The sequence below is a fragment of the Sphingobacterium anhuiense genome (assembly GCF_042686355.1).
Taxonomy (GTDB): domain Bacteria; phylum Bacteroidota; class Bacteroidia; order Sphingobacteriales; family Sphingobacteriaceae; genus Sphingobacterium; species Sphingobacterium anhuiense.
Window position 1 is genome coordinate 178,734 of the sequence record NZ_JBHUPE010000001.1, and the last position, 21,190, is coordinate 199,923.

Below are 21,190 nucleotides of genomic sequence, written 5' to 3' on the forward strand. Positions count from 1 at the left end.
TGATCTAGTGCAATTGAACTAATGAATGGAAAATAACGAGAAAGATCAAATAGAAAAGGTATTTTCATTTGCCGAAGGACAAATGTTACTGATAGATAAGCCACTGACCTGGACTAGCTTTGATGTGGTGGGGAAAATTCGTAACTCCATTAAACCATTAAAGATAAAAGTAGGCCATGCAGGTACATTAGACCCGCTAGCTACCGGTTTACTAATTGTATGTACAGGTAAATTCACAAAAAAAATAGACAGCTATCAAGCTGAAGATAAAGAATACACAGGAACCATCACCTTAGGTGGCACGACCCCTTCTTACGACCTGGAAACCGAAGTTGATGAAACTTTTCCGACCGATCATATTTCGGAGCAGATGATCCACGATGCTGCGAAAACCTTCGAAGGAGATATCGACCAATATCCACCAGCACATTCAGCAATCAAGATAAACGGAGAACGTATTTATGAAAAGGCTCGCCGTGGCGAAACAGTCGAGTTAAAAACACGTAAAGTCTCCATTAACAGCTTTATCATCGAAAAAATAGAAATGCCGGTCGTTCATTTCAGAGTATCATGCAGCAAAGGAACATATATCCGTTCCCTGGCGTACGATTTCGGAAAAGCGCTTAGCAGTGGTGCACATTTAAGTTCACTAAGAAGAACGAAAAGTGGCAATTACCAAGTTGAAAATGCTTGGAACCTAGAAGAATTAATTCAAAAAATAAAGGCTCACAAAGAAATTAGTATCACAGAACCTCAATTGTAACGATTGATTTCTATTGATTTATTTCTCGAAAAATATTTCATTAAATGAAAATTTATAGAAGTTTAGATGATTTTAAAGCATTGGAAAATGCAGTTGTTACCATCGGTACATTTGATGGTGTCCATATCGGTCATCAAAAAATATTAACTCATCTAAAAGAATGCGCTAAAAAAATTAACGGTGAGACCGTATTGTTAACCTTCTACCCTCACCCTAGATTAATTATCAATCCGGATGATGACAGTTTACGTCTTATAAATGATATAGAAGAAAAAGTGAGCCGACTATCTGAATTGGATATCGACCATTTAATCATCACACCATTTTCACGCGATTTCTCAAACCAGACACCTGAAGAATACATCAGCAATGTACTGGTCGGAAAACTCGGCACAAAGAAAATAGTGATCGGATACGATCATCATTTCGGGAAAGATAGAAGTGGAAGCTTAAAAGATCTGCAACAGTACGCTGATATTTTTGACTACTCGGTGGAACAGATCCCCGAACAGGACATCAACGACGTTGCAGTATCGTCAACACGTATACGCCTTGCACTGATTACCGGTGATATCAAGACCGCAAACCTTTACTTGGGCTATCCTTTTGAATTAACAGGAACAGTGATCCGCGGGGACCAAATCGGCCGTACAATCGGTTTTCCGACTGCCAACCTGCAGGTGCACGAACAGCATAAATTAATTCCTGCATACGGTATCTATGCTGTTGAAGTTCATATTTTCGATCATTTACAAAATATTACCACAGGCGAATACGTAGAAATACAGCCAATCAAAATTGCTAAAGGAATGGGCTACATTGGTACCCGACCAACAGTAGATGGAATGAACAGAAGCATTGAAATAAGCTTATTTGATTTCAATGATGATATATACGGGAAGACGTTACGCGTAAAATTCCTGCATTTCATCCGTCATGACGAACGTTTTGACTCCTTACAGGAAATGAAAGATCAGATCCAGGAAGATGAAAAACAGATCCGAGCATTACTTTTTTAAAGAGTTACTAAACTAATAAGTGAAATGGCTAGAAGACTCAGAAGTATAAAAAATTCTAACCCTATTAACTAAAATAATAGAAAAGCCCTTACAGGAATCTGTAAGGGCTTTCTATTTTAATCTCGATCTTTCCTATACAAATAAGAACTACCAGATCACAATTCTATCCGTTTTAGGGACAAATAATTTATCACCTTCCTTCGTACCGAATGCCTCATGAAAACCATCCAAATTGATAATCGGCGCAAAAGCACGATATTGAGCTGGCGAATGCGGATCTGTTTTCACTTGGTTCACAACAAACTCATCCGTTGTTTTAGTTCTCCAGATCGTAGCCCACGATAAAAAGAAACGTTGTTCTTGTGTATATCCATCGATCAGACCTGGGTTACCTTTATCTTTCAGGTACATTTTCAAGGCATCGAAAGCAACAGAAGAACCACCTAAGTCACCTATATTTTCACCCAAAGTAAAACGGCCATTCACCTTCACACCCGGTACCGGTTCATAAGCTTCAAACTGTTTTACCAATGCATCAGCAGAAGCTTCAAACTTCGTCTTATCCTCTTCGGTCCACCAGTTGTTCAAATTACCGTTTCCATCATATTTAGCTCCTTGATCATCAAAACCATGAGACAGCTCATGACCGATAACCGCACCGATACCACCGAAGTTAACCGCTGCATCTGCCTTATAATCATAGAATGGAGGCTGTAAGATCGCTGCAGGGAATACAATTTCATTAAACAAAGGACTGTAATAAGCATTGACAGTTTGTGGTGTCATACCCCATTCCGATTTGTCAACAGGTTTACCTTGCTTATCTAAATTCTTTGCAAAAGCCCATTTACGCTCGCTCAGGATATTATCAAATAAAGAAGTACCCACATTTAACGTAGTGTAATCTTTCCATTTGTCCGGGTAACCGATCTTCACATTGAATTTCGAAAGTTTCTCTAAAGCCTTTACTTTCGTATCGGCCGACATCCACTTCAGATCATTGATATGCTGCTGGAAAGATTTGATCAAGTAACCGACCAATTCCTCTGCCTGCTCTTTTGCTTGTGGCGGGAAATTCTCTTTCACGTAAAGTTTACCCAAAAGCTCGCCTGCCACACTGTTGACAAATTCAACTCCTCTTTTTTCCAACGCACGCTGTTCTTTTTGCCCCTTCAATTTTTTACCCCAAAAATCAAAATTAAGCTGATCCAGATCCGCTGTTAAATATGCCGCAGCATCATTCATCACGTTAAATTTCAAGACCTCCTTAATCGCTTCTAGGTTTTCAGGCTTCAACACCTTGTCTAGGTTCTGATAATAAGCCAGTTCTGAAACAATCACTGTATCCGCTTTAAAACCCGTATCTTTCAGATATTTGGCAATATCAATGTTTTTGACCATTTTCTTCAGATCAGCAACAGCAACCGGATTATAACGCTTTTCAGCATCACGGGATTGCTCCACTGTTTTCAGGTTTTTAGCCAGTTCTTTTTCAAAAGCAACAATCTTCGGACCCTTTAAGTCACGCGTACGCTGACCGACTTTACTATAAAGCGCCGAGATAAAATTAGAATAATCACCTAAAGTTTCCGTATTCTTAGCATCTACAACCTGATAGTAAGAACGCCCCAGACCTAAACTTGCAGCACCTAAATAAACCGTATTGACGTTACTGTTTTTTAAGTGTGCATAGACATAAGCACCGAAAAAAGGATTGCCACCGATTGGCGTCACCTCAACCAGATAATTGTAAAGACCGTTAAAATCCTTGATCGCATCGATTTTATCCAGATAAGGTTTAATTGGAGTTACGCCCAATTGGTTACGTTTATCAAAATCAATATAAGAGCGATATAAATCACCGATCTTTTGACCGTCAGAACCTTTTGCAAAGGTGGTACTTAAAGATTCTTTCAAGATCTTCAACGTCGCAATGTCTGTGTTTTCACGAAGCTCGTCAAAAGATCCCCATCGCGCTTTATCCGAAGGTATCGACACTGTCTTCATCCATTGACCGTTTACAAAATTGTAAAAGTCATCCTGAGGACGAACACTCTTATCCATAAAGGCTGTATTGATTGCCGGCTGCTGCTGTGCAAAGAGCATTCCTCCGCACATCAGTAAAGCGGCAAGAACTGAATGTTTTTTCATATTACCGTTTATTTGTTTTAATTTAATGACAAACTTAATAAAAGTTAGTATTATGTTTACAAGGTCGAACATTTAATTTCAGTATGCAAATCGAAATAGCTGGAAAAAACTATCAAATCATTACAACCGATTCCAAAGAAATCCGCTTGGAGCAACATCCGGGCATTGCGCGCATTTTTGCTCCCGTCGACTTTGAAATCAGCACCTTAGAACAGTTTATTAAAAATAACAAGAATAGCCGAACAGTTTCTGAAGAAGTCGAGTATCAAGAACATCCGGTACGTCTCTTTCAACAAAACTATTTACTCAAACTCATCAAGAATACCACCTCGAACAAAATTCTGGTTAAAAACAGAACCATTACCTTGTACTGTAAAGGGACAACTTATCAAAAACAGCTACATGACTGGCAGAAACAATTTATACTCCAGCAGCTAGCAGACGAAATCGGTTATTGGGAAGAAAAATTAAATGTGCTGGTGGGTAAGATCAAACTTAGGGCATTATCAAAGAGTCTCTACAGCCTGCAGGCAGAAAATAACATTACTTTTAGCACATCGGTCACGTGCTTATCGGTCTCGGAACTCCATTACCTGGCCTTTAAAGCCATTTCTTCACAGATTTCATTAGATCCGAAGATCAGAACAACATATTTTCCAGACGAACAGCAGCTCGAACATCAACTAGCTTATACACTAAAAACATGTCAACAATCACATTAAACATACCGGTTACAGATACAGCATTACAGAAAATCAAGCAAAATTTCACCTTATTGCTCGATCAGATCACAGCCGAAGACCGCAAACAGCTGCAGGAAGCGGTATTCGACAGCCTATCCGACAAAGACGGCGCACCGCAGATCGGCGATCTTAGCGTCTCGAGTTTCACTTTCAACGATATCGAAAAGAAAGGTAGATTTCGAATCAGCTTCAACATCGACCGCCAATTTTGCTGCAGTGATACGATCTCCTGCCAGTCCGAGTACGTTGATTTCGATTTCTCCTATAAATCTGGGAACATCGTTGCTACAGGCAATTTTATGAATTGGGATATAGACAATTAAGATGGAAATACCGAGCCGATTCAAAACAAATACATCCTCCTTTCATCATTATTGGACCGCAGGTGCCGGAGTAGAACTGTTAAAAAAACTGCCAAAGCAGCCCGACCTTCGGGAAGCAAACAAGTTGGTTCCCTACCTCTTCAACTGCGATGAACCGGCAGATGAATTGGTCAGAAAGCTCCATCAGCAAGTTGGTTTTGGCAAGGGACAGCAATTACTGCGTGCGTATTTAGTTGCTCCGGAAAATGTCGATGAGCCCTATAGAGAAGCACTTGACACTTTTTTCTCTTCGATTGAGAGCTCTCCGTCCTGGCTAAACTGGGAACTGCTGGAAAGTGGCATCGCAGTAAGTCAGCGAGCAGGATTAAGCGGTCTGATCGTCTTGCGCGACTACTGCCTCATGGGTGGTTACGAATCTGCAGCAATCAATAAACCACTTATCTATACCGGTGCACTAAAAAAAGGAGCCGTGAAGCGCCTGGCAGATACAGTAGACTTTTGGGTAGACATCATGGAAAATGGATCTTTAAAAAGCGGGCAGATCGGTTATCAGAAAGTAATGGAAACCCGTATGATCCATGCTTTCTCACGGATCAATATTCTGGCGAAGACGGATTGGGACAAAAATGAATGGGGCCTACCGCTCAATCAGTGGGACATGCTTGCCACCAACCTGGGATTTTCGCTGGTCTTTATCGTCGGGTTACAGCGCATGAAATTTCAGATCCTTCCAGAAGAAATAACAGCAGTACTTCACCTCTGGAAATATATCGGTTACTTGTTAGGTATCCCCTTGCAACTACTTCCTGATACGGAACAACAGGCTATTGAAGCGCTCTACTACTGGACCATGACACAAAAAGAAGGCGATGCCGATTCCAGGTTATTGGCCCAGGCCCTACAGGAAGAGCCTATAGCCGCATATTATCCGGAATCAGCGCTGGGACGTAAAATGATGCGCGAAATTCATCTTTATTATAACCATTTTCTCCTAGGCAGCTATTCCTGTAGGCTTTTAGGCCTCGACACCACCAGAATTGGTGCCATAGCCTATCTCAATGTTTTAAAAAACAAAATGCGTAATAACAAGTCCAGACTTACCCAACAACGTCAGCTTCTCATCAATAAAGGAAGAGCCGAGCAAATGGAAGTCAAGAGAATCTACTTAACCTACAATAACCGGGAGAACAACAAACAACACTAACACTATTTCGCTAAAGCAATACCATTTGCTTTTAGCATCGTTTTAAATTTCGGACTGCGAATATAGCTATTGAATGCATGGCTTTCCATACCCGAGAAGTCTGTTTTATCAAAGCAGGTATACTGCTTCACCAGCTCATTGTACACATTATCTTTATAGCCCAGGTCGGTCGGATTAAATTTATCGGCAAAAAAACCGAAAAACTTCTTCAGCATCTTATCTGTATTATTGATTGTAATGTGCATTTTTTTCACCTGTGGACTTATCGTACAGAAGGAATCATTGCCTGCCTCCTGCGATTTAAAATCAGCTAATCCGATTGCCGGAGCTAGCATAATACAGGTAATCCTGTTTTTATTCTCCAAGAGTTCTTTCGCGTTTTCCACATCAACATTATGAATTTCCTTGATGTCTTTTACAAACTTCTCATTGAAATGCGGTTCCGCCAATGCACTCAGTACCACAGAAGCACCTCGACTGTGTGAAATGATATAGACATCTTTATTTGAAATCGTATTCAGCACACGCCTTAAACCAAACTCACCGGCCATCTGACTAAAGGAAGTCGCGGTAAACCAGATTTTTGCCCCGGCAAAAGGATTGCTCGTCCATAGCCCGTCCCAATAAAAACGCACAATCTCATCATCCTTAGCATTGACCTTAATAAGCTTCTGGATATAACCGTAACTCTCATTTACTTCTTCATTGTTTGCATTAAAGCCGTGAACAAACACAAAAACACGCTTCTTCGTTTTCACACGCTCTTTAAATTCCCTTAGTTTTTTCACTTCAAATCCCGTCAGCTCATCCGTGATACCTTTGTCTGCCGCGATTTTCATTAAAGAGTAAGCATCTCTTTTTCCATTACTAGGTGGGCTGCCGTACGTCTTACGCCAATTATCAGGATAAAAATTCCCGTTTTGATCCACAAAAGAATTGGAAATATTGGGTTTATCAAACGAATTCGGCTTCTGTGAAAGAGGCACATTGTGCATAATCCCACAGGACGATATAAATACAAGTATTATTAAGTAACGTAAGTTTGAAATCATATACATTAAAAATAGCAGAAATTATTGATACAACCTCATCATTATAAAATTGTTTTACTGCCATTCAATATATAGTCGATAAATGAAAAATTTAACTCTTACTATTCCGCGAACAGCTTGTATCTTTAATCCATCCATGTAAATCTCGGCACTATGTTTGGTAATGAAATCATTCAGAAAAGGGGCATCGATACAATAATGTACCTTTTCTCAAAAGTAAAAATCTTAATGAGCCCTGTTTTATGAAGCATTTGTACATTAAAAACATTTTAATATATAGTTTTTTCGTTTCCTTTTTGTTTATTTCTTGCCAACAAGGACAATCAAAAAATGATCCGGAAGAAAAGAAAAAGGAGAAAACAAAAGATTCAATCGATGCGATTAGAAAGAAAGAAGAAGAAATCGCGAAGGCCAAACCAAAAACAGCGGCAGATATTGAAATTACCAAAGAACTCCAGTACACCAAGTATACATTAGAAGACACTTATCCCTATAAAGATACAGTAAGGCAATTTCAATGGGATAAAATAAAAGAAAAACTGGCTTTTGTTGAGAATTTCCAGAACGGCAACGCTATTTATGGTGTGCTGCAAAACTATCAGAATTCAAATGGTGAGGCACCTACTATTCCACATTTCAAAAGAGATTCCTATAAACGTGTTGCTGACTCCCTAGGAACAGAACGCTACCAAGCGAGTCCCTTATATCGTGAAGGCGAAACCAAATTACCTTCCATTTATGGTAGAGATGGATGGCTGGTTAAACTGCAGAGTAGCGATACGTTACAACGTGTCAAAGTGGAAGGTGTTTCCTTCGAAGGAACTTGGGAAGTACCGAAAAGATACCTCAAAACAATAGGCGATTCTGTCAGATTTGACAAAGTAATCGTCGTGGATGTTACAAACCAAAATATTTGTACACTGGATAAAACAGAAAAAGGATGGGCAGTAAGAAGCATGAATCCAGCCACTACAGGCCGTCACAAGCCTCCTCACGCACAGGAAACTCCTACTGGAATCTTTGTTTTACAGGAGCATAAATCCAAGATGTTTTATTTCAAAGATGGCACAAAATCTATCGAAGGTTACGCCCCATTTGCAAGCCGTTTTACGGCAGGAGCGTACGTACACGGCGTTCCTGTCAATAATCCGAACGGTAAAGTGATCGAATACAGCTGGAGCTTAGGCACCATCCCGAGGTCACATATGTGTGTCAGAAATGCGTCATCACATGCACAATTTGTTTATAAACGGTCAAAAGACTTCCAGACTTTGGTAATAGTTATTGATTAACGATAATTAAGATACTGATTAACAATTTTTTACACTTTTTAACTATCTTTAGTTCTTAAATTTGCTATCGAAAAACAAATAAGGGATAAAGTATGGAGAAATTAGTGTTCATTTTATTTATGGGTTTGTATGCAGCGTTGTTCTCAGAATCTAAAAATGTAGTACCGACAGAAATTCATAAAAAAGAAATTACAGTTAAAAAGAAAATATCAAAAGTAGATGCACTCTACGAAAGCATGAATCTCAAAGATGTAGTCAATTATAAAGCATTTAAAGAAGCGATGGAAGGCTATAGATTACTTCCCGCCAAAAACAAAGATGTATTATCAATCATTGACTTCACTTTACCATCTACCGAAAAAAGGCTTGTCGTCCTAGACCTTAAAAACGAAAAAGTCCTTTTTCATTCGCTCGTTTCACACGGTAAAAATAGTGGTAGTAATTACGCTACTTCTTTTTCAAACACGCCGGAGTCATTCCAGAGCTCATTGGGCTTTTATGTAACGGAGAATACTTATCAAGGTTCAAATGGTTACTCTTTGGTTTTAAATGGACTGGAAGAGGGCTTTAATGATAGAGCCAAATCAAGAGCTGTAGTGGTTCATGGCGCAGATTATGCAAATCCACGCATCGTAAGTTCATTGGGACGCTTAGGACGAAGCTACGGCTGTCCTGCGCTGCCTAGAGAGTTAGCGAAGCCTATTATCAATACCATTAAAGATGGATCATTACTATTCATCTATGCCGACAACCAGGAGTATATAGCCAAATCAAAAGTGCTGAATCACCGGGATGATCTTACCGCCTACTATGAGAAAGATATGGCCGGAGATAAATTCGGAAAAATGAATTAAACATAAAAAAATCCCTCAACACTTGTTGAGGGATTTTTTTATTCCTTTTATTTCTCTTTATCCCAGAACTCCGCATTCTTAATTCCCAGTTCCTTGGCACTGAATGTTGGATTCATATCCCCTCTTTTACGCTTCACTTTATAATCCTGCCATACCTTGAGCGCTGTTTTACTCATCAGTAAGATGGCGATCAGATTGACATAAGCCATCAGCCCTACACCGATATCACCGATTGCCCAGGCAATCTCCGCTGTTTTCACAGAACCATAGTATACCGCCGCAAGAAATACAATACGCAATATCCAGGTGACCGCCGGACTTACCTTATTGGAAAAGATATACGATAAGTTGGTTTCCGCATAGTAGTAATAAGCCATAACCGTCGTAAATGCAAAGAAAAACAAAGCGATGGCCACAAAGCCATTTCCGATCAATGGAAAATGATGCGACACCGCCGCCTGTGTGAAGGCCGTGTAATTGACCCCTGGTATATGCTCCGATATAAAACCGACCAGTTGACCGGCGCCATCAAATTGCCCCACATTATACTGATTGGTAAATAAAATCATGAGTCCTGTTGCTGTACAAACGAATATTGTATCCACATACACCGAAAAAGCCTGTACCAAACCCTGCTGTGCAGGATGACTCACATCCGCTGCGGCCGCAGCATGCGGTGCGGTGCCCTGTCCGGCCTCATTGCTATAGATGCCACGCTTGACACCCCAGGCAATCGCCATGCCCACAACGCCGCCAAAAGTGGCATTCAGGCTAAATGCAGAACTGAAGATAAGACCAAACACATCCAGAATCTGTGTATAATTTAAAGCGATGATCACTAAAGCCATTAAAATATACGCTCCCGCCATAAACGGCACCACTAGTTCAGCCACTCGGCCAATACGCTGTACACCGCCGAAAATAATAACAGCCAACAAAACCACCACTCCAATCCCCGTATAAGCGACAGGTATTTCAAATGCATTGTGCATCGAAGATGCAATAGCATTACTTTGCACGCCGGGAAGTAAAAAGCCTGTACTTGCAATGGTTATTAAGGCAAACAGAACCGCATACCATTTCACACCTAGACATTTTTCAATATAATAGGCAGGACCACCTTTAAACTCATCTCCGACCTGCTGTTTGAACACCTGCGCCAGCGTAGACTCCACGAAAGCAGATGCAGCACCTAGGAAAGCAATCGCCCACATCCAGAAAATTGCACCCGGACCTCCCATATAGATCGCCGTGGCCACTCCGATGATATTTCCTGTGCCCACGCGGCCCGAAATTGCCAATGCAAAGGCCTGAAAAGATGATATACCCTCGTCCGACTGCTTTTTCTGAAACAGCAATCGCAGCATATCTTTAATATAGGTCAACTGCAGAAATCCAGTCCGTACAGAAAAATACAAACCCGTCAAAAGACACAGGTAAATAAAAACATCACTCCACACCAGCTCCGATGCGATTTTTACAAAATTTTCAAAATTATTATCTACCATAATCTAAGCTTTTACAAATAATTGGTGTACACATCCTAATAACAAGCCCTGAAAATATAAATTTTTATTCAGGATGGCACAAAAAATAGAGCAGAAAATACAAAAAGCCAGATTAATCAAGATTAATCTGGCTTTGACCATAAAAAATATAAATCTGGACGCTATCGTCTAAAGCACGATAATATCCAGCAGATAGAAAACTGCAAAAATAACAGATGCGATACCATTGGTCGTCATAAAAGCGCGATCTACGCGGCTAAGATCGGTTGGACTCACAATCCGGTGCTGATAGATTAGCAAACTGCCATAAAAAACAACACCCAGATAATAGAACCATCCCACCTCCATATACAGAACCGGCAAGAGCACAAATATAAACGAACATACATGCAGGATCTCGGAAAAACGTAGCGCTCCTTTAGTACCCAACAATACTGGAATGGAATTCAGCTTATGCTCACGGTCAAACGCCTCATCCTGCAGAGCATAGATAATATCAAAACCGCTCACCCAGCACAATACGGCAAGGCCGTAAAGTACAGGAACAATATGAAACTGACCCGTTACCACAAGATATGCACCCACCGGAGCAAGCCCCAAACCTAGACCGAGCACCAGATGACATAAAGCCGTAATACGCTTAGTATAAGAATAAAAGAGTACGACAAATAAAGCAATAGGTGACAACATAAAGCATAAACTGTTGATAAAGTAAGTCGCAACGACAAAAAACACACAGTTTATGATTGTAAATAGCAATGCCCCTCTAGCAGAAATCCGCCCCGCAGGTATATCGCGCATTGCCGTTCGAGGATTCAAAATATCGATATCACGGTCAAGGTAACGGTTAAAGGCCATAGCCGCATTACGTGCGGTCACCATACAAACCAGCATTAATACGAGTAACTTCCAGTCAAAAGTATGATTAGTGGTATGTAAAGCCAGGAAAAAGCCAATAAAAGCAAAAGGCAATGCAAAAATACTGTGCGCAAACAGTACGAGGGACAGATACTTCTTCATGGACTACTCCTCTTCACCAGCGTGACGATAACGATCTGGATCCACATCACCATATTTATCTTCATCCCCTTCTTCATACCCGACTTCATCACTAGGAGCCGTTAAATCAGGCATAACAAAACGGGTATTGATATCCCCGATCGTCTCTAAAATAGCATCACAGCCCGACTTCACTTCAGCAGAAGTTAGGAAACACTTTGGAATTTCCTCAAACCACTCCGCTAATGCTTTTCTAAATTTAGACATATTCACATCAGACTTCACGTTAGACTGCTTATCAGCTTTCGTGAATACTAACATAAAAGGTAAACCCCGCTCACCTAACCAGTAACAGAATTCAAGATCTATTTTTTGAGGTTCATGACGGCTATCGATCAAAACAAATATACACTGCAAATTATCGCGATGCGTCAAATAACGGCGAATAAATTTCTCCCAAGCTTCACGGTTGGACTTCGATGTTTTTGCAAAACCATAACCCGGTAAATCCACTAGAAACCAATCGTCATTGATGATAAAATGGTTGATCAGCTGAGTCTTACCCGGTTTTTGAGAAGTTTTAGCTAAACCTTTCTTACCAACCATAGCATTGATCAGTGATGATTTACCCACATTGGAACGACCAATAAAAGCATACTCAGGGAGTTTGCCTTCTGGCAATTTATCAACTCGTGTATTACTACAGATGAATTCGGCTTTTTTAATTTGCATCTTGCAAAGGTAGCATAAAACTATCCTTTTGACAAATTGAACTCCAATCCGTTTCATTATTTAAAAACAAAAAAGGGGGGAAAAGTGTAACGTTTCACAGATCAGCTTTACTAATGATAAAAATATGCTGGTGAACATGGCCATCTAACGCGCATCGGTACAAATAAAGACCGAAATACAGCAGGAGAGCATTTTGCTATAACACATTAAAGCACCAGGAATACCATGCCAGATAACCGATTTAAAAAAATAGTTTAAACACATATGACTAACCAAAATAATACATGCTTTTAGAAATCAAAAATGTTGTAAAAGACTATGCCAGTCATAGAGCACTGGACCATGTCTCCCTCAGTATTCCCAAAGGAAAAATATTCGGACTTTTAGGACCCAATGGGGCCGGTAAAACTTCCCTGATCCGGATCATCAACCAGATCACAGGACCGGACTCGGGCGAAATACTATTCGACGGAGAGCTATTAGCACCCAAACATATCGAACGAATTGGCTACCTCCCAGAGGAAAGAGGCCTTTACAAGAAGATGAAGATAGGAGAACAAATGCTTTACTTAGCACAACTTAAAGGACTGAGTAAGAAAGAATCAAATGTTCGAATAAATCATTGGTTTGAGAAGCTTGACATTTTGTCATGGTGGGATAAAAAGGTTGAGGACCTTAGTAAAGGTATGCAACAGAAAGTACAGTTTGTTGCGACCGTACTCCATGAACCTGATCTTATTATATTAGATGAGCCCTTCTCCGGATTTGACCCTGTAAATGCCAGTCTAATCAAAGATGAAATCCTTGAATTGAACCGAAAAGGGGCTACAATCATCTTTTCGACGCATAGAATGGAGTCCGTAGAAGAACTTTGCGACCACATTGCACTTATTAACCGCTCCCAAAAGATCCTTGACGGCAATATTCATGACATCAAAAACAACTATAAAAATCAGACCTACAAAATCGAATTACAGGCCGTTAATGATGAAAAATCAATGCGTATAGAAAATCTATACCAATTAAAAAATATAGAACAATCTGAAAACAAAACAACTATCACCATTAAGTTAAACCAAGACATTAGCATCAATCAAGTACTCACAAAGCTCTTACCTCTGGCCGAAATTCATCAAGTATTAGAAATAGTACCCTCTATCAATGATATTTTCATCGAGGAAGTGACCCTATCCAACAACGCTAAAAAAGAAACCGACCATGCATAAGATACTACTCATTATTCAGCGCGAATACTTCTCCCGTGTCAAAAAGAAATCATTCTTATTGATGACTTTTCTAGTCCCATTATTTTTTATTGCGCTTTATGGAGGGATATTTTATCTGACCAAGAAAAGTTTCAAAGACGCCCATGCACATGTATATATTCTGGATCAGCAGGGTAGTTTTGCACAGCAGCTGAAAAGCGACCCCAACATTACTTTTAGTGTGAGCGACCGCTCATTGCAGGATCTTAAAAAGCAGATTAAAGACGATGAGCAAAACAGCTCCATCCTGGTCATTCCGAAAGAAATTTATCAGCAGTCTACCATCGAGCTGATTTCAGCAGATAAAGCCAATATCACGATCCAGAATGCAGTAGCAAGACAACTTGAAGGCATCATCCGCATCGGCGAATACAAGAAGCTAGGTATCGACCCAGAGCTGTTACAATCGGTGCAACCTCATATCAGCGTCAATGCCAAAGAGCTAACAGAAGATGGCGAGGAGAAGAACAGTAACACAGGTATTGCTATGGGTATAGGTGTAGGATTAGCCGTATTGGTTTACTTATCCCTGTTTCTTTATGGTGTACAGGTGATGCGTGGTGTAATTGAAGAAAAGAGCAATCGCATTATCGAAGTTATCATCTCATCGGTCAAACCTTTCCAACTTATGATGGGCAAGATCATCGGTATCGGAATGGTCGGACTCACACAGTTCCTACTCTGGATCATCTTGACCGGAGGCCTGGTTTTTGGAGCCACCAAACTGATCAATAAAGAAACCGTAGAACAGGCTGCAATGCAACAAGGAGGCCCCGGCATGAACACGGTCAGTCAGGCACCGGCTTCAGGTCTTGGATCTGGCATTTTACAGCATCTGGAATCAGTCAATGTCACCGAAATTATCGTTTGCTTCTTTCTGTTCTTCCTATCCGGTTATTTACTTTACAGCGCCATATTTGCTGCCGTAGGATCAGCAGTGGATAGTGAAACAGAAGCCAACCAATTTACCATGCCCATTACCATGCCTTTGCTATTGACCTATGTCTTGTCGTTCGGAGTCATTATTAACGATCCTAACGGCCCCATTGCAACATGGCTAAGCTTTATACCTTTCACCTCCCCTATTGCCATGCTGGTCCGTATTCCGTTCGGTGTACCCACCTGGCAGATTGCTGTATCGCTGGCATTGTTGGTAAGCACCTTTCTACTGGTCACCTGGTTAGCAGCCAAAATATACCGCGTAGGTATCCTCATCTACGGAAAAAAGGCAAACTGGAAAGAAATCATCAAATGGATGAAGTATTAAACCCTTTTAAACATAACAAAAACAGCTCTTTATTAATCCTAAAGAGCTGTTTTTAGTTTTAATTACCGTAAAACAAACATTTTAATATTAGGGACGATTTTTCACAATGTGCAGTGAAACCCAAAAAAATATATCAGACGCATCTTGCTACACAGGTTACATCAATACTGTTTGTTCAAATATAAATCTCGCCTTTCATATAAAGCACCGCATTTCCTGCCAGCTCTACCCTGTCGCCCAGCAGACGGCAGTATACTTCACCCGTACGTTCTGAAAGCTGAAATGCCCTCAATTCAGTTTTATTGAGTTGTCCTGCCCAATAAGGCGTCAGCGTCGTATGTGCCGAGCCACAGACAGGATCTTCATTAACACCAACTGCAGGTCCAAAAAAGCGGGAAACAAAATCATGGTTTTCTCCTCTCGCCGTTACGATAAATCCCCTTGCAGCCATACCAGTCATCAAAGGTAGATTGGGTTTTAAAGCCTCGATATCATTTTGCTTCTCGAAAACCAGCATATAATCAGTCTTTCCGCGATAAGCTGCAATCGGTTTTTTATCCGTTACTGCCAGCAGTGCATCGCTCAATTCAGTTTCCGAAAACTGGTCTGCAGGAAAATTGAGCACAAATTTATCCTGCTGTACGCTTACGGGAAGTTTGCCACTTCTTGGCGAATAAAAATTAATCGTTTCCTTTACTTGCTTTTCACAATGGGCCAAAACGTAGGCCGTGGCAAGAGTTGCATGACCACAAAGATCTACTTCCGATGCAGGTGTAAACCAACGGATTTCATAACCATCACCTTTAGGCACATAAAAAGCGGTTTCCGATAGATTATTTTCTGCGGCGATCTTTAATAGAATATCGTCCGCCAGCCACTCCGTTAAGGGACAAACGGCCGCAGGATTTCCTTTGAATACCATATCCGTAAAAGCATCTACCTGATAAATTGTTAATTTCATATTCTTATTCCTTTTAAACAAAGTTATCATATAAGTCTTAATGGATACAGATACAGCAACACGATTTTTATAGGATACAGCACAAAGCACAGTTAATGCAATTAGGCAAAGCAGAACCCTAAAATCTTACCCTCATTTCCCCTTCAAGTCTTAATTCTTCGCTGCACTGTTCCAAAAATCATCTTCCACTTCAATTCTTTCTGAAAACAGCCAGACTTCTTTTATTTTGTCATCTTCTATCCGCAATAGATCGACACCTTTCATCGCAAGTGTCCCCTCACCTTTTGCTGCTTTGAAATGAATTGAAGCTGCCACAAGATTTCCATTATCACTTGTATATTCAATATCATCAATAGCAAAGGTACCGTTGCTCCATTGCATAAAGTTCCCCAAATGAGCAAACACCGCTGCTTTTCCGGTATACGTTCCAGATTGAATACCTTTTCCCGGCTGATGCCATACAATATCATCTGCAAATAAACTTCCTACTGTATCAAAGTCTCCTGTTGCCACCGCATTAAAATACGACTGCACTATTTTTACGTTTTTTGACATCCTATTTAATTTTATAAGTGAGTAAATTAAATGACAAATTTCTACATTTGCAGTACAATAGTCAAGTACCTATCTAAAAGTAGGGTACTTACGCTAAAGTAATAATTACTGATTTACAGCACAATGTATATAAATATTTCTGACGAAAACTGTCCCCTAAGGAAAACACTTGAAATCATCGGCGGAAAATGGACCATGCTCATTATTTTCCAGATTAGCGAACGCACCATCCGTTACGGCGAACTGAAGCGCTGTATTGTCGGAATCAGTGAGAAAATGCTGATCAGCCAATTGAAGTTTTTATGCGATAAAGATATTGTCCATAAAAAGTCCTTTGCCGAAATCCCGCCAAAGGTCGAATATACCTTGACCGAAAAAGGAAAAGAATTGCTACCCATTATTCAAACCATCATCCAGTACGGCCTCAAGCATGACATTTAACCATACAAAAATACCTTATCCTGTAATTTTCAATGATTGTACCTCCTCATTAACAATCCGAATATGGTAAAACAGTACAACAGGGCTTCCAGTAAAATTTCCAGAAACTACTGCTTTTAATATGCTTTCGGTTTCTCCTTTTTTATAGCTCAATGGCTTCATGACGGTTTTATATTGATCATTTGCTGCGACAATCAAATTTTCAATTTCTTTTCTCCCCCTGTATGTATTACTCTCGTCAACAACCAGGGGGCTGTTTCGAAAAAAAAATTTGCATAGGAGACACAATCAAAATTGTTCTGCGCACGAACTAATGCGGCTATTACTTTTGGTATGTTCATTTCAAGTGTTTTTTAAGTTTTTTAAATTGTTGGAATTGTACCTCCGTCAATAATAAATTCTGTTCCTGTCAAATAAGCCGCTCTTGGTGACACTAAAAAACCGACCAATTCGGCCACTTCCTGAGGTTCTGCCGGTCGGCCATAAGGAATACCCCCCAAACTATCCATGACCTGCTGCACCGCTTCATCAACAGAAATACCAGTTCTTTTCGCGATTTCATCCATCATCCCTGTAGCACCATCTGTTTTGATCCAGCCCGGAGAGACTGTCATCACCCGAATACCTTTTGGTGAAACTTCATTTGATAAGCTTTTACTATAATTCACCAATCCTGCTTTAGCCGCTGCATAAGGTAATGTGGCATCATACAAAGGCAATCTAGCCTGAATAGAAGCTATGTGAACGATAACGCCGTTTCCGCGAGCTATCATCTGAGGCAAAAACTCTCTATCCAGACGAACCGGAGCCAGCAAATTTGTATAAAACATCTTTTCCCAATCCTCATCACTCAAAACAGCAAAGCCTCCTCCTTTCGTTTCAGAACTGCCTATATTGTTTACCAAAATATCCAGCCTGCCAAATTGTTGCAGTATTTCACCTACGACCTTTATCGTACCAGAGGACGTACTTAAATCGGCCTGAATAAAGTGCAATTTTCCATTATCCTGCAGAGGTTCATTTCTTGCTGTAATGATTACGGTCGCCCCGGCATAAAGCAACCGTTCCGCAATAGCCCTACCTGTTCCCTTTGTACCGCCAGTTACCAAAGCAATTTTACCCGATAATTCATCATTAAAATTAAATTCCTGTTCCATGTTCTAAAATATTTAAAACAAAGGTCTGCGACACAGCCGGTTTATACAAGTACGGAAAAACGAATTGCATAGGGATAAATTTTTCCCCTATTGCACATTTTGAAACATAGCCATAGCTTTGTCGTATGTATGAAAAAAAAATACCCCTAGATCTTAATTGTGGTCTCGACCTCATCGGTGAGATACTGTATGGCAAATGGAAAATTCGTTTACTTTGGTTTATAAATGCAGGACATCAACGCCCAAGCGAACTCCAGCGCAAAATTCCCGGAGCCTCCCGCCGCGTATTGCATATACAGCTAAAAGAATTAGAACAGCACGAATTGATTGTAAAGAAAATATATCCGATTGTCCCTCCAAAAGTGGAATACAGCCTGACCGAATTCGGTAAAACTTTAATTCCAGTAATCGCGGCTTTAGGACAATGGGGCGATGATCATGAAGAGCGTTTACGAAATATCATTACGAAGCTTCAAGAAATTAAAAATCACGAAGATACTGATAGATAAAACAACACTCTTATTGTTTTAAGAGACAACTCCTGTAGAATAGACAAGTGAGAATCGCCAATTTCAGATCATAACAAGATAGGCAAATTGCTTAGCGACAAATAAAACTCCCGTTTACCGGATTTTTTACCGAGCTTTTCAAATTCACAAAAGATTCACCGAATCCTCCCCTCCATTTACCGAGTTTACCCGACTGTTCACCTGATTACCATTCCGACTTTTAGCCCCCTTATATACCTTTGATTCAATCAATTAAATAATTCACAAATCAAAAAACCTTAAAAAGCTAAAAATCATGAAAAATTCACTAAACTCAATCTTTATCGTATTTGCATTAATCGGAGCATTAGTCGCAATGACGAGCATGAGTTTTGCAAAAGGAAAGACTCCGAGAAACACAAATCCCATCACGGTAATTGACAGTTACGTACAGATCGCTGCAGATGGCAATACAGAAGGTATACAGCACTTGTTCTCCGATGATTTCAAATGGACCCAATCATCCAATGCAAAAACGAAAACGTACAACAAATCAGAAGTTGTCAATTTTTTAAAATCAAACAAAGGACTAAAGCAGAATTGTAAAACAACCTACACCATCATGGAGAAAAATGAAAACTGTGTTATGGCCAAAGTAGAAATGAAGTATGACAATTTCACAAAAGTAGAATGTATCACCCTATGTAACGTAAATCAAGAATGGAGAATCAATCAAATCATCGAATCTTACAAATAGCAACGAGCCCACCCAACGAAAAAAGGTCTTAAAATTGAATTTTAAGACCTTTCCTATTTTATTTAAATCTGTATAGACTATTTCATTAAGAAACCACCACCGATCAAATCATTGCCTTCATAGAAAACAGCCGATTGACCAGGAGCAATACCTTTTACATTATGTACAAAATCGATCTTTACCATGTCCCCCTGTTGTGAGATTGTAGATAGAGCACCAGCATCTTTATAACGCACCTTAGATATCGCTTCCATAGGCTGCTCCAAAGAAGCATATTTAACCAAATTTACATTCCGCACATAAGCGAATGATTTTTCAAGCTCATGTTCTTCACCCAGCACCACGGTATTACTTTCCGGAAGGATCTCGACTACAAACATCGGTTTACCCAATGCGATACCAAGACCTTTACGCTGTCCGATCGTAAAATAAGGATAACCGATATGCTGTCCTACCACAGTACCATCTGTTAGGATAAAGTTACCAGGACCGATCTGTTGATCCAAAGTAGGTACCTTATGTCTTAAGAATGCACGGTAGTCATTATCCGGTACAAAACAGATTTCATAGCTTTCCGCTTTATTGGCAAGCTCCACCTGTCCCATATCCAATGCCATCTGGCGAATTTCTTTTTTCGTGAACGATCCCAATGGAAATTGCGTACGTGCCAGGTTTTCTTGTGCAACACCCCAAAGTACATATGACTGATCTTTGTTTTCATCCTTACCTTTCGAAATCACGTAACGGTTATTATCGTGAAGACGAATATTGGCATAGTGACCTGTAGCAATAAATTCGCAGTCCAATTTATTGGCGCGTTTCATTAAAGCCTCCCATTTGATATGGGTATTACACAATACACAAGGGTTTGGCGTACGGCCGGCAATATATTCATCAACAAAGTTGTCAATAACAAAATCGCCAAACTCATCTCTAATATCCAATATATAATGTGGGAAACCATAATTCACCGCCAAAGAACGTGCATCGTTGATACTATCCAAGCTACAGCATCCGGTCTCCTTAGACGAGCCACCAGAAGCAGCATAGTCCCAAGTCTTCATCGTGATCCCTATGACTTCATATCCTTGTTCATGAAGCATGACAGCCGCGACCGAACTGTCAACACCCCCACTCATAGCAACTAATACTCTTCCTCTTTTACTCATTTTATTTTATTGAAATGCAAAGATAGGCTATTTGAAATTTTTACGTGTTAATTTCTTGTAAATTTTATCTGTATCAAAATCAAGTCTTTCAAAAAAATACATGAAATAAATGGGTGAAAAATTTTAGAATTCGAATTATCGGGGTATATTTGCATCGCATTCAAAGTTAAACGGGGATGCAGGTTAAGGTGCCATAGCTCAGTCGGTAGAGCAAAGGACTGAAAATCCTTGTGTCGCTGGTTCGAATCCAGCTGGCACCACCAGATCTGAAAGTAACAGATTTAAAACAAAAACTTGGAAGGTGCCATAGCTCAGTCGGTAGAGCAAAGGACTGAAAATCCTTGTGTCGCTGGTTCGAATCCAGCTGGCACCACCAAATCTGAAAGTAACAGATTCAAAACAAAAACTTGGAAGGTGCCATAGCTCAGTCGGTAGAGCAAAGGACTGAAAATCCTTGTGTCGCTGGTTCGAATCCAGCTGGCACCACCAG

At 40.2% G+C, this 21,190-nt stretch carries 22 protein-coding genes and 3 tRNA genes; 15 read left to right on the forward strand and 10 right to left on the reverse strand.

From position 1 onward, the window contains the following. Positions 1 to 25 precede the first annotated feature (25 nt). Both truB and ACFS6I_RS00750 read left to right on the forward strand, forming a co-directional pair. Positions 26 to 763 carry a tRNA pseudouridine(55) synthase TruB gene (gene truB, locus ACFS6I_RS00745; protein WP_183914458.1) on the forward strand — a complete coding sequence of 246 codons (738 nt, stop codon included), beginning with the start codon at positions 26 to 28 and terminating at the stop codon, positions 761 to 763. Positions 764 to 807: 44 nt separating this feature from the next. Further along, a complete protein-coding gene (locus tag ACFS6I_RS00750) occupies positions 808 to 1,782 on the forward strand; it encodes a bifunctional riboflavin kinase/FAD synthetase (RefSeq protein ID WP_132771342.1) in 975 nt (324 codons plus the stop codon). Positions 1,783 to 1,929: 147 nt separating this feature from the next. On the opposite strand, the gene ACFS6I_RS00755 is transcribed toward ACFS6I_RS00750, so the two are convergent. Beyond that, positions 1,930 to 3,933, reverse strand: coding sequence for a M13 family metallopeptidase (locus tag ACFS6I_RS00755; protein ID WP_031287693.1), 2,004 nt, complete (start codon positions 3,931 to 3,933; stop codon positions 1,930 to 1,932). 83 nt (positions 3,934 to 4,016) lie between these two features. Here ACFS6I_RS00755 and ACFS6I_RS00760 point away from each other — a divergent pair, with 83 nt between their 5' ends. From ACFS6I_RS00760 to ACFS6I_RS00770, 3 genes are read left to right on the forward strand one after another with little or no spacing between them, the layout of a single operon-like run. Then, positions 4,017 to 4,655 carry a YgjP-like metallopeptidase domain-containing protein gene (locus tag ACFS6I_RS00760; protein WP_380917410.1) on the forward strand — a complete coding sequence of 213 codons (639 nt, stop codon included), beginning with the start codon at positions 4,017 to 4,019 and terminating at the stop codon, positions 4,653 to 4,655. Then, a complete protein-coding gene (locus tag ACFS6I_RS00765; protein WP_380917412.1) occupies positions 4,637 to 4,999 on the forward strand; it encodes a hypothetical protein in 363 nt (120 codons plus the stop codon). Before ACFS6I_RS00760 ends, ACFS6I_RS00765 begins: the two co-directional genes overlap by 19 nt. 1 nt (position 5,000) lies before the next feature. Next, positions 5,001 to 6,203, forward strand: coding sequence for an oxygenase MpaB family protein (locus ACFS6I_RS00770; protein ID WP_183914462.1), 1,203 nt, complete (start codon positions 5,001 to 5,003; stop codon positions 6,201 to 6,203). 2 nt (positions 6,204 to 6,205) lie between these two features. Here the strand turns inward: ACFS6I_RS00770 and ACFS6I_RS00775 are convergent, their stop codons facing one another. After that, positions 6,206 to 7,255, reverse strand: a complete 1,050-nt coding sequence (locus ACFS6I_RS00775; RefSeq protein WP_132771338.1) for an alpha/beta hydrolase — start codon at positions 7,253 to 7,255, stop codon at positions 6,206 to 6,208. A gap of 242 nt (positions 7,256 to 7,497) precedes the next feature. On the opposite strand from ACFS6I_RS00775, the gene ACFS6I_RS00780 reads away from it, so the two are divergent. Together ACFS6I_RS00780 and ACFS6I_RS00785 are read left to right on the forward strand one after the other, a co-directional pair. Further along, a complete protein-coding gene (locus ACFS6I_RS00780; RefSeq protein WP_132841574.1) occupies positions 7,498 to 8,547 on the forward strand; it encodes a L,D-transpeptidase in 1,050 nt (349 codons plus the stop codon). A gap of 92 nt (positions 8,548 to 8,639) precedes the next feature. Continuing rightward, entirely contained in the window at positions 8,640 to 9,401 is a 762-nt protein-coding gene (locus ACFS6I_RS00785) for a murein L,D-transpeptidase catalytic domain family protein (protein WP_021189035.1), read from the forward strand. Positions 9,402 to 9,448: 47 nt separating this feature from the next. On the opposite strand, the gene ACFS6I_RS00790 is transcribed toward ACFS6I_RS00785, so the two are convergent. The 3 genes from ACFS6I_RS00790 to yihA form a co-directional block, all read right to left on the reverse strand. Further along, positions 9,449 to 10,909 carry an alanine/glycine:cation symporter family protein gene (locus ACFS6I_RS00790; protein ID WP_132771336.1) on the reverse strand — a complete coding sequence of 487 codons (1,461 nt, stop codon included), beginning with the start codon at positions 10,907 to 10,909 and terminating at the stop codon, positions 9,449 to 9,451. 168 nt (positions 10,910 to 11,077) lie between these two features. After that, on the reverse strand, positions 11,078 to 11,929 hold the full coding sequence (locus ACFS6I_RS00795; protein ID WP_380917416.1) for a UbiA-like polyprenyltransferase: 852 nt from the start codon (positions 11,927 to 11,929) through the stop codon (positions 11,078 to 11,080). Between the two features lie 3 nt (positions 11,930 to 11,932). Continuing rightward, a complete protein-coding gene (yihA, locus tag ACFS6I_RS00800) occupies positions 11,933 to 12,640 on the reverse strand; it encodes a ribosome biogenesis GTP-binding protein YihA/YsxC (protein ID WP_132771334.1) in 708 nt (235 codons plus the stop codon). A 284-nt stretch (positions 12,641 to 12,924) separates the two neighbouring features. Here yihA and ACFS6I_RS00805 point away from each other — a divergent pair, with 284 nt between their 5' ends. Further along, on the forward strand, positions 12,925 to 13,866 hold the full coding sequence (locus ACFS6I_RS00805; protein WP_380917418.1) for an ABC transporter ATP-binding protein: 942 nt from the start codon (positions 12,925 to 12,927) through the stop codon (positions 13,864 to 13,866). Further along, on the forward strand, positions 13,859 to 15,172 hold the full coding sequence (locus ACFS6I_RS00810) for an ABC transporter permease (protein ID WP_380917420.1): 1,314 nt from the start codon (positions 13,859 to 13,861) through the stop codon (positions 15,170 to 15,172). Before ACFS6I_RS00805 ends, ACFS6I_RS00810 begins: the two co-directional genes overlap by 8 nt. Before the next feature lie 175 nt (positions 15,173 to 15,347). On the opposite strand, the gene ACFS6I_RS00815 is transcribed toward ACFS6I_RS00810, so the two are convergent. Both ACFS6I_RS00815 and ACFS6I_RS00820 read right to left on the reverse strand, forming a co-directional pair. Next, positions 15,348 to 16,163: a PhzF family phenazine biosynthesis protein gene (locus ACFS6I_RS00815; RefSeq protein WP_380917421.1), complete on the reverse strand. Its 816-nt coding sequence runs from the start codon at positions 16,161 to 16,163 to the stop codon at positions 15,348 to 15,350. 120 nt (positions 16,164 to 16,283) lie between these two features. Next, positions 16,284 to 16,688: a nuclear transport factor 2 family protein gene (locus ACFS6I_RS00820; RefSeq protein ID WP_208696538.1), complete on the reverse strand. Its 405-nt coding sequence runs from the start codon at positions 16,686 to 16,688 to the stop codon at positions 16,284 to 16,286. Between the two features lie 123 nt (positions 16,689 to 16,811). On the opposite strand from ACFS6I_RS00820, the gene ACFS6I_RS00825 reads away from it, so the two are divergent. Further along, positions 16,812 to 17,129, forward strand: coding sequence for a winged helix-turn-helix transcriptional regulator (locus ACFS6I_RS00825; protein WP_380917423.1), 318 nt, complete (start codon positions 16,812 to 16,814; stop codon positions 17,127 to 17,129). A gap of 15 nt (positions 17,130 to 17,144) precedes the next feature. Here the strand turns inward: ACFS6I_RS00825 and ACFS6I_RS00830 are convergent, their stop codons facing one another. Together ACFS6I_RS00830 and ACFS6I_RS00835 are read right to left on the reverse strand one after the other, a co-directional pair. Beyond that, the gene (locus tag ACFS6I_RS00830; protein WP_380917425.1) at positions 17,145 to 17,327 is read right to left on the reverse strand and encodes a hypothetical protein; all 183 of its coding nucleotides are present in this window, start codon (positions 17,325 to 17,327) and stop codon (positions 17,145 to 17,147) included. Positions 17,328 to 17,491: 164 nt separating this feature from the next. After that, on the reverse strand, positions 17,492 to 18,286 hold the full coding sequence (locus tag ACFS6I_RS00835) for an SDR family oxidoreductase (RefSeq protein WP_380917427.1): 795 nt from the start codon (positions 18,284 to 18,286) through the stop codon (positions 17,492 to 17,494). Positions 18,287 to 18,411: 125 nt separating this feature from the next. Between ACFS6I_RS00835 and ACFS6I_RS00840 the strand changes: the two genes are divergently transcribed. Continuing rightward, a complete protein-coding gene (locus ACFS6I_RS00840; RefSeq protein WP_380917429.1) occupies positions 18,412 to 18,795 on the forward strand; it encodes a winged helix-turn-helix transcriptional regulator in 384 nt (127 codons plus the stop codon). 295 nt (positions 18,796 to 19,090) lie between these two features. Continuing rightward, positions 19,091 to 19,531, forward strand: coding sequence for a nuclear transport factor 2 family protein (locus ACFS6I_RS00845; RefSeq protein ID WP_380917431.1), 441 nt, complete (start codon positions 19,091 to 19,093; stop codon positions 19,529 to 19,531). A gap of 77 nt (positions 19,532 to 19,608) precedes the next feature. On the opposite strand, the gene mnmA is transcribed toward ACFS6I_RS00845, so the two are convergent. Beyond that, on the reverse strand, positions 19,609 to 20,700 hold the full coding sequence (mnmA, locus tag ACFS6I_RS00850; RefSeq protein ID WP_132771329.1) for a tRNA 2-thiouridine(34) synthase MnmA: 1,092 nt from the start codon (positions 20,698 to 20,700) through the stop codon (positions 19,609 to 19,611). A 187-nt stretch (positions 20,701 to 20,887) separates the two neighbouring features. Between mnmA and ACFS6I_RS00855 the strand changes: the two genes are divergently transcribed. The 3 genes from ACFS6I_RS00855 (at position 20,888) to ACFS6I_RS00865 (ending at position 21,189) form a co-directional block, all read left to right on the forward strand. Further along, a tRNA-Phe gene (locus ACFS6I_RS00855) sits at positions 20,888 to 20,963 on the forward strand. Positions 20,964 to 21,000: 37 nt separating this feature from the next. Further along, a tRNA-Phe gene (locus ACFS6I_RS00860) sits at positions 21,001 to 21,076 on the forward strand. 37 nt (positions 21,077 to 21,113) lie between these two features. After that, a tRNA-Phe gene (locus tag ACFS6I_RS00865) sits at positions 21,114 to 21,189 on the forward strand. Position 21,190: the final 1 nt, after the last annotated feature.

Bases quoted from the DNA above. Each gene is read 5' to 3' on its own strand.
- yihA (WP_132771334.1), bottom strand. From the start codon at position 12,640: ATGCAAATTAAAAAAGCCGAATTCATCTGTAGTAATACACGAGTTGAT.
- ACFS6I_RS00750 (WP_132771342.1), top strand. From the start codon at position 808: ATGAAAATTTATAGAAGTTTAGATGATTTTAAAGCATTGGAAAATGCA.
- ACFS6I_RS00805 (WP_380917418.1), top strand. From the start codon at position 12,925: ATGCTTTTAGAAATCAAAAATGTTGTAAAAGACTATGCCAGTCATAGA.
- mnmA (WP_132771329.1), bottom strand. From the start codon at position 20,700: ATGAGTAAAAGAGGAAGAGTATTAGTTGCTATGAGTGGGGGTGTTGAC.
- ACFS6I_RS00810 (WP_380917420.1), top strand. From the start codon at position 13,859: ATGCATAAGATACTACTCATTATTCAGCGCGAATACTTCTCCCGTGTC.
- ACFS6I_RS00755 (WP_031287693.1), bottom strand. From the start codon at position 3,933: ATGAAAAAACATTCAGTTCTTGCCGCTTTACTGATGTGCGGAGGAATG.
- ACFS6I_RS00835 (WP_380917427.1), bottom strand. From the start codon at position 18,286: ATGGAACAGGAATTTAATTTTAATGATGAATTATCGGGTAAAATTGCT.
- ACFS6I_RS00770 (WP_183914462.1), top strand. From the start codon at position 5,001: ATGGAAATACCGAGCCGATTCAAAACAAATACATCCTCCTTTCATCAT.
- ACFS6I_RS00765 (WP_380917412.1), top strand. From the start codon at position 4,637: ATGTCAACAATCACATTAAACATACCGGTTACAGATACAGCATTACAG.
- ACFS6I_RS00840 (WP_380917429.1), top strand. From the start codon at position 18,412: ATGTATGAAAAAAAAATACCCCTAGATCTTAATTGTGGTCTCGACCTC.
- truB (WP_183914458.1), top strand. From the start codon at position 26: ATGGAAAATAACGAGAAAGATCAAATAGAAAAGGTATTTTCATTTGCC.
- ACFS6I_RS00825 (WP_380917423.1), top strand. From the start codon at position 16,812: ATGTATATAAATATTTCTGACGAAAACTGTCCCCTAAGGAAAACACTT.
- ACFS6I_RS00815 (WP_380917421.1), bottom strand. From the start codon at position 16,163: ATGATAACTTTGTTTAAAAGGAATAAGAATATGAAATTAACAATTTAT.
- ACFS6I_RS00845 (WP_380917431.1), top strand. From the start codon at position 19,091: ATGAAAAATTCACTAAACTCAATCTTTATCGTATTTGCATTAATCGGA.
- ACFS6I_RS00780 (WP_132841574.1), top strand. From the start codon at position 7,498: ATGAAGCATTTGTACATTAAAAACATTTTAATATATAGTTTTTTCGTT.
- ACFS6I_RS00790 (WP_132771336.1), bottom strand. From the start codon at position 10,909: ATGGTAGATAATAATTTTGAAAATTTTGTAAAAATCGCATCGGAGCTG.
- ACFS6I_RS00785 (WP_021189035.1), top strand. From the start codon at position 8,640: ATGGAGAAATTAGTGTTCATTTTATTTATGGGTTTGTATGCAGCGTTG.
- ACFS6I_RS00795 (WP_380917416.1), bottom strand. From the start codon at position 11,929: ATGAAGAAGTATCTGTCCCTCGTACTGTTTGCGCACAGTATTTTTGCA.
- ACFS6I_RS00820 (WP_208696538.1), bottom strand. From the start codon at position 16,688: ATGTCAAAAAACGTAAAAATAGTGCAGTCGTATTTTAATGCGGTGGCA.
- ACFS6I_RS00775 (WP_132771338.1), bottom strand. From the start codon at position 7,255: ATGATTTCAAACTTACGTTACTTAATAATACTTGTATTTATATCGTCC.
- ACFS6I_RS00760 (WP_380917410.1), top strand. From the start codon at position 4,017: ATGCAAATCGAAATAGCTGGAAAAAACTATCAAATCATTACAACCGAT.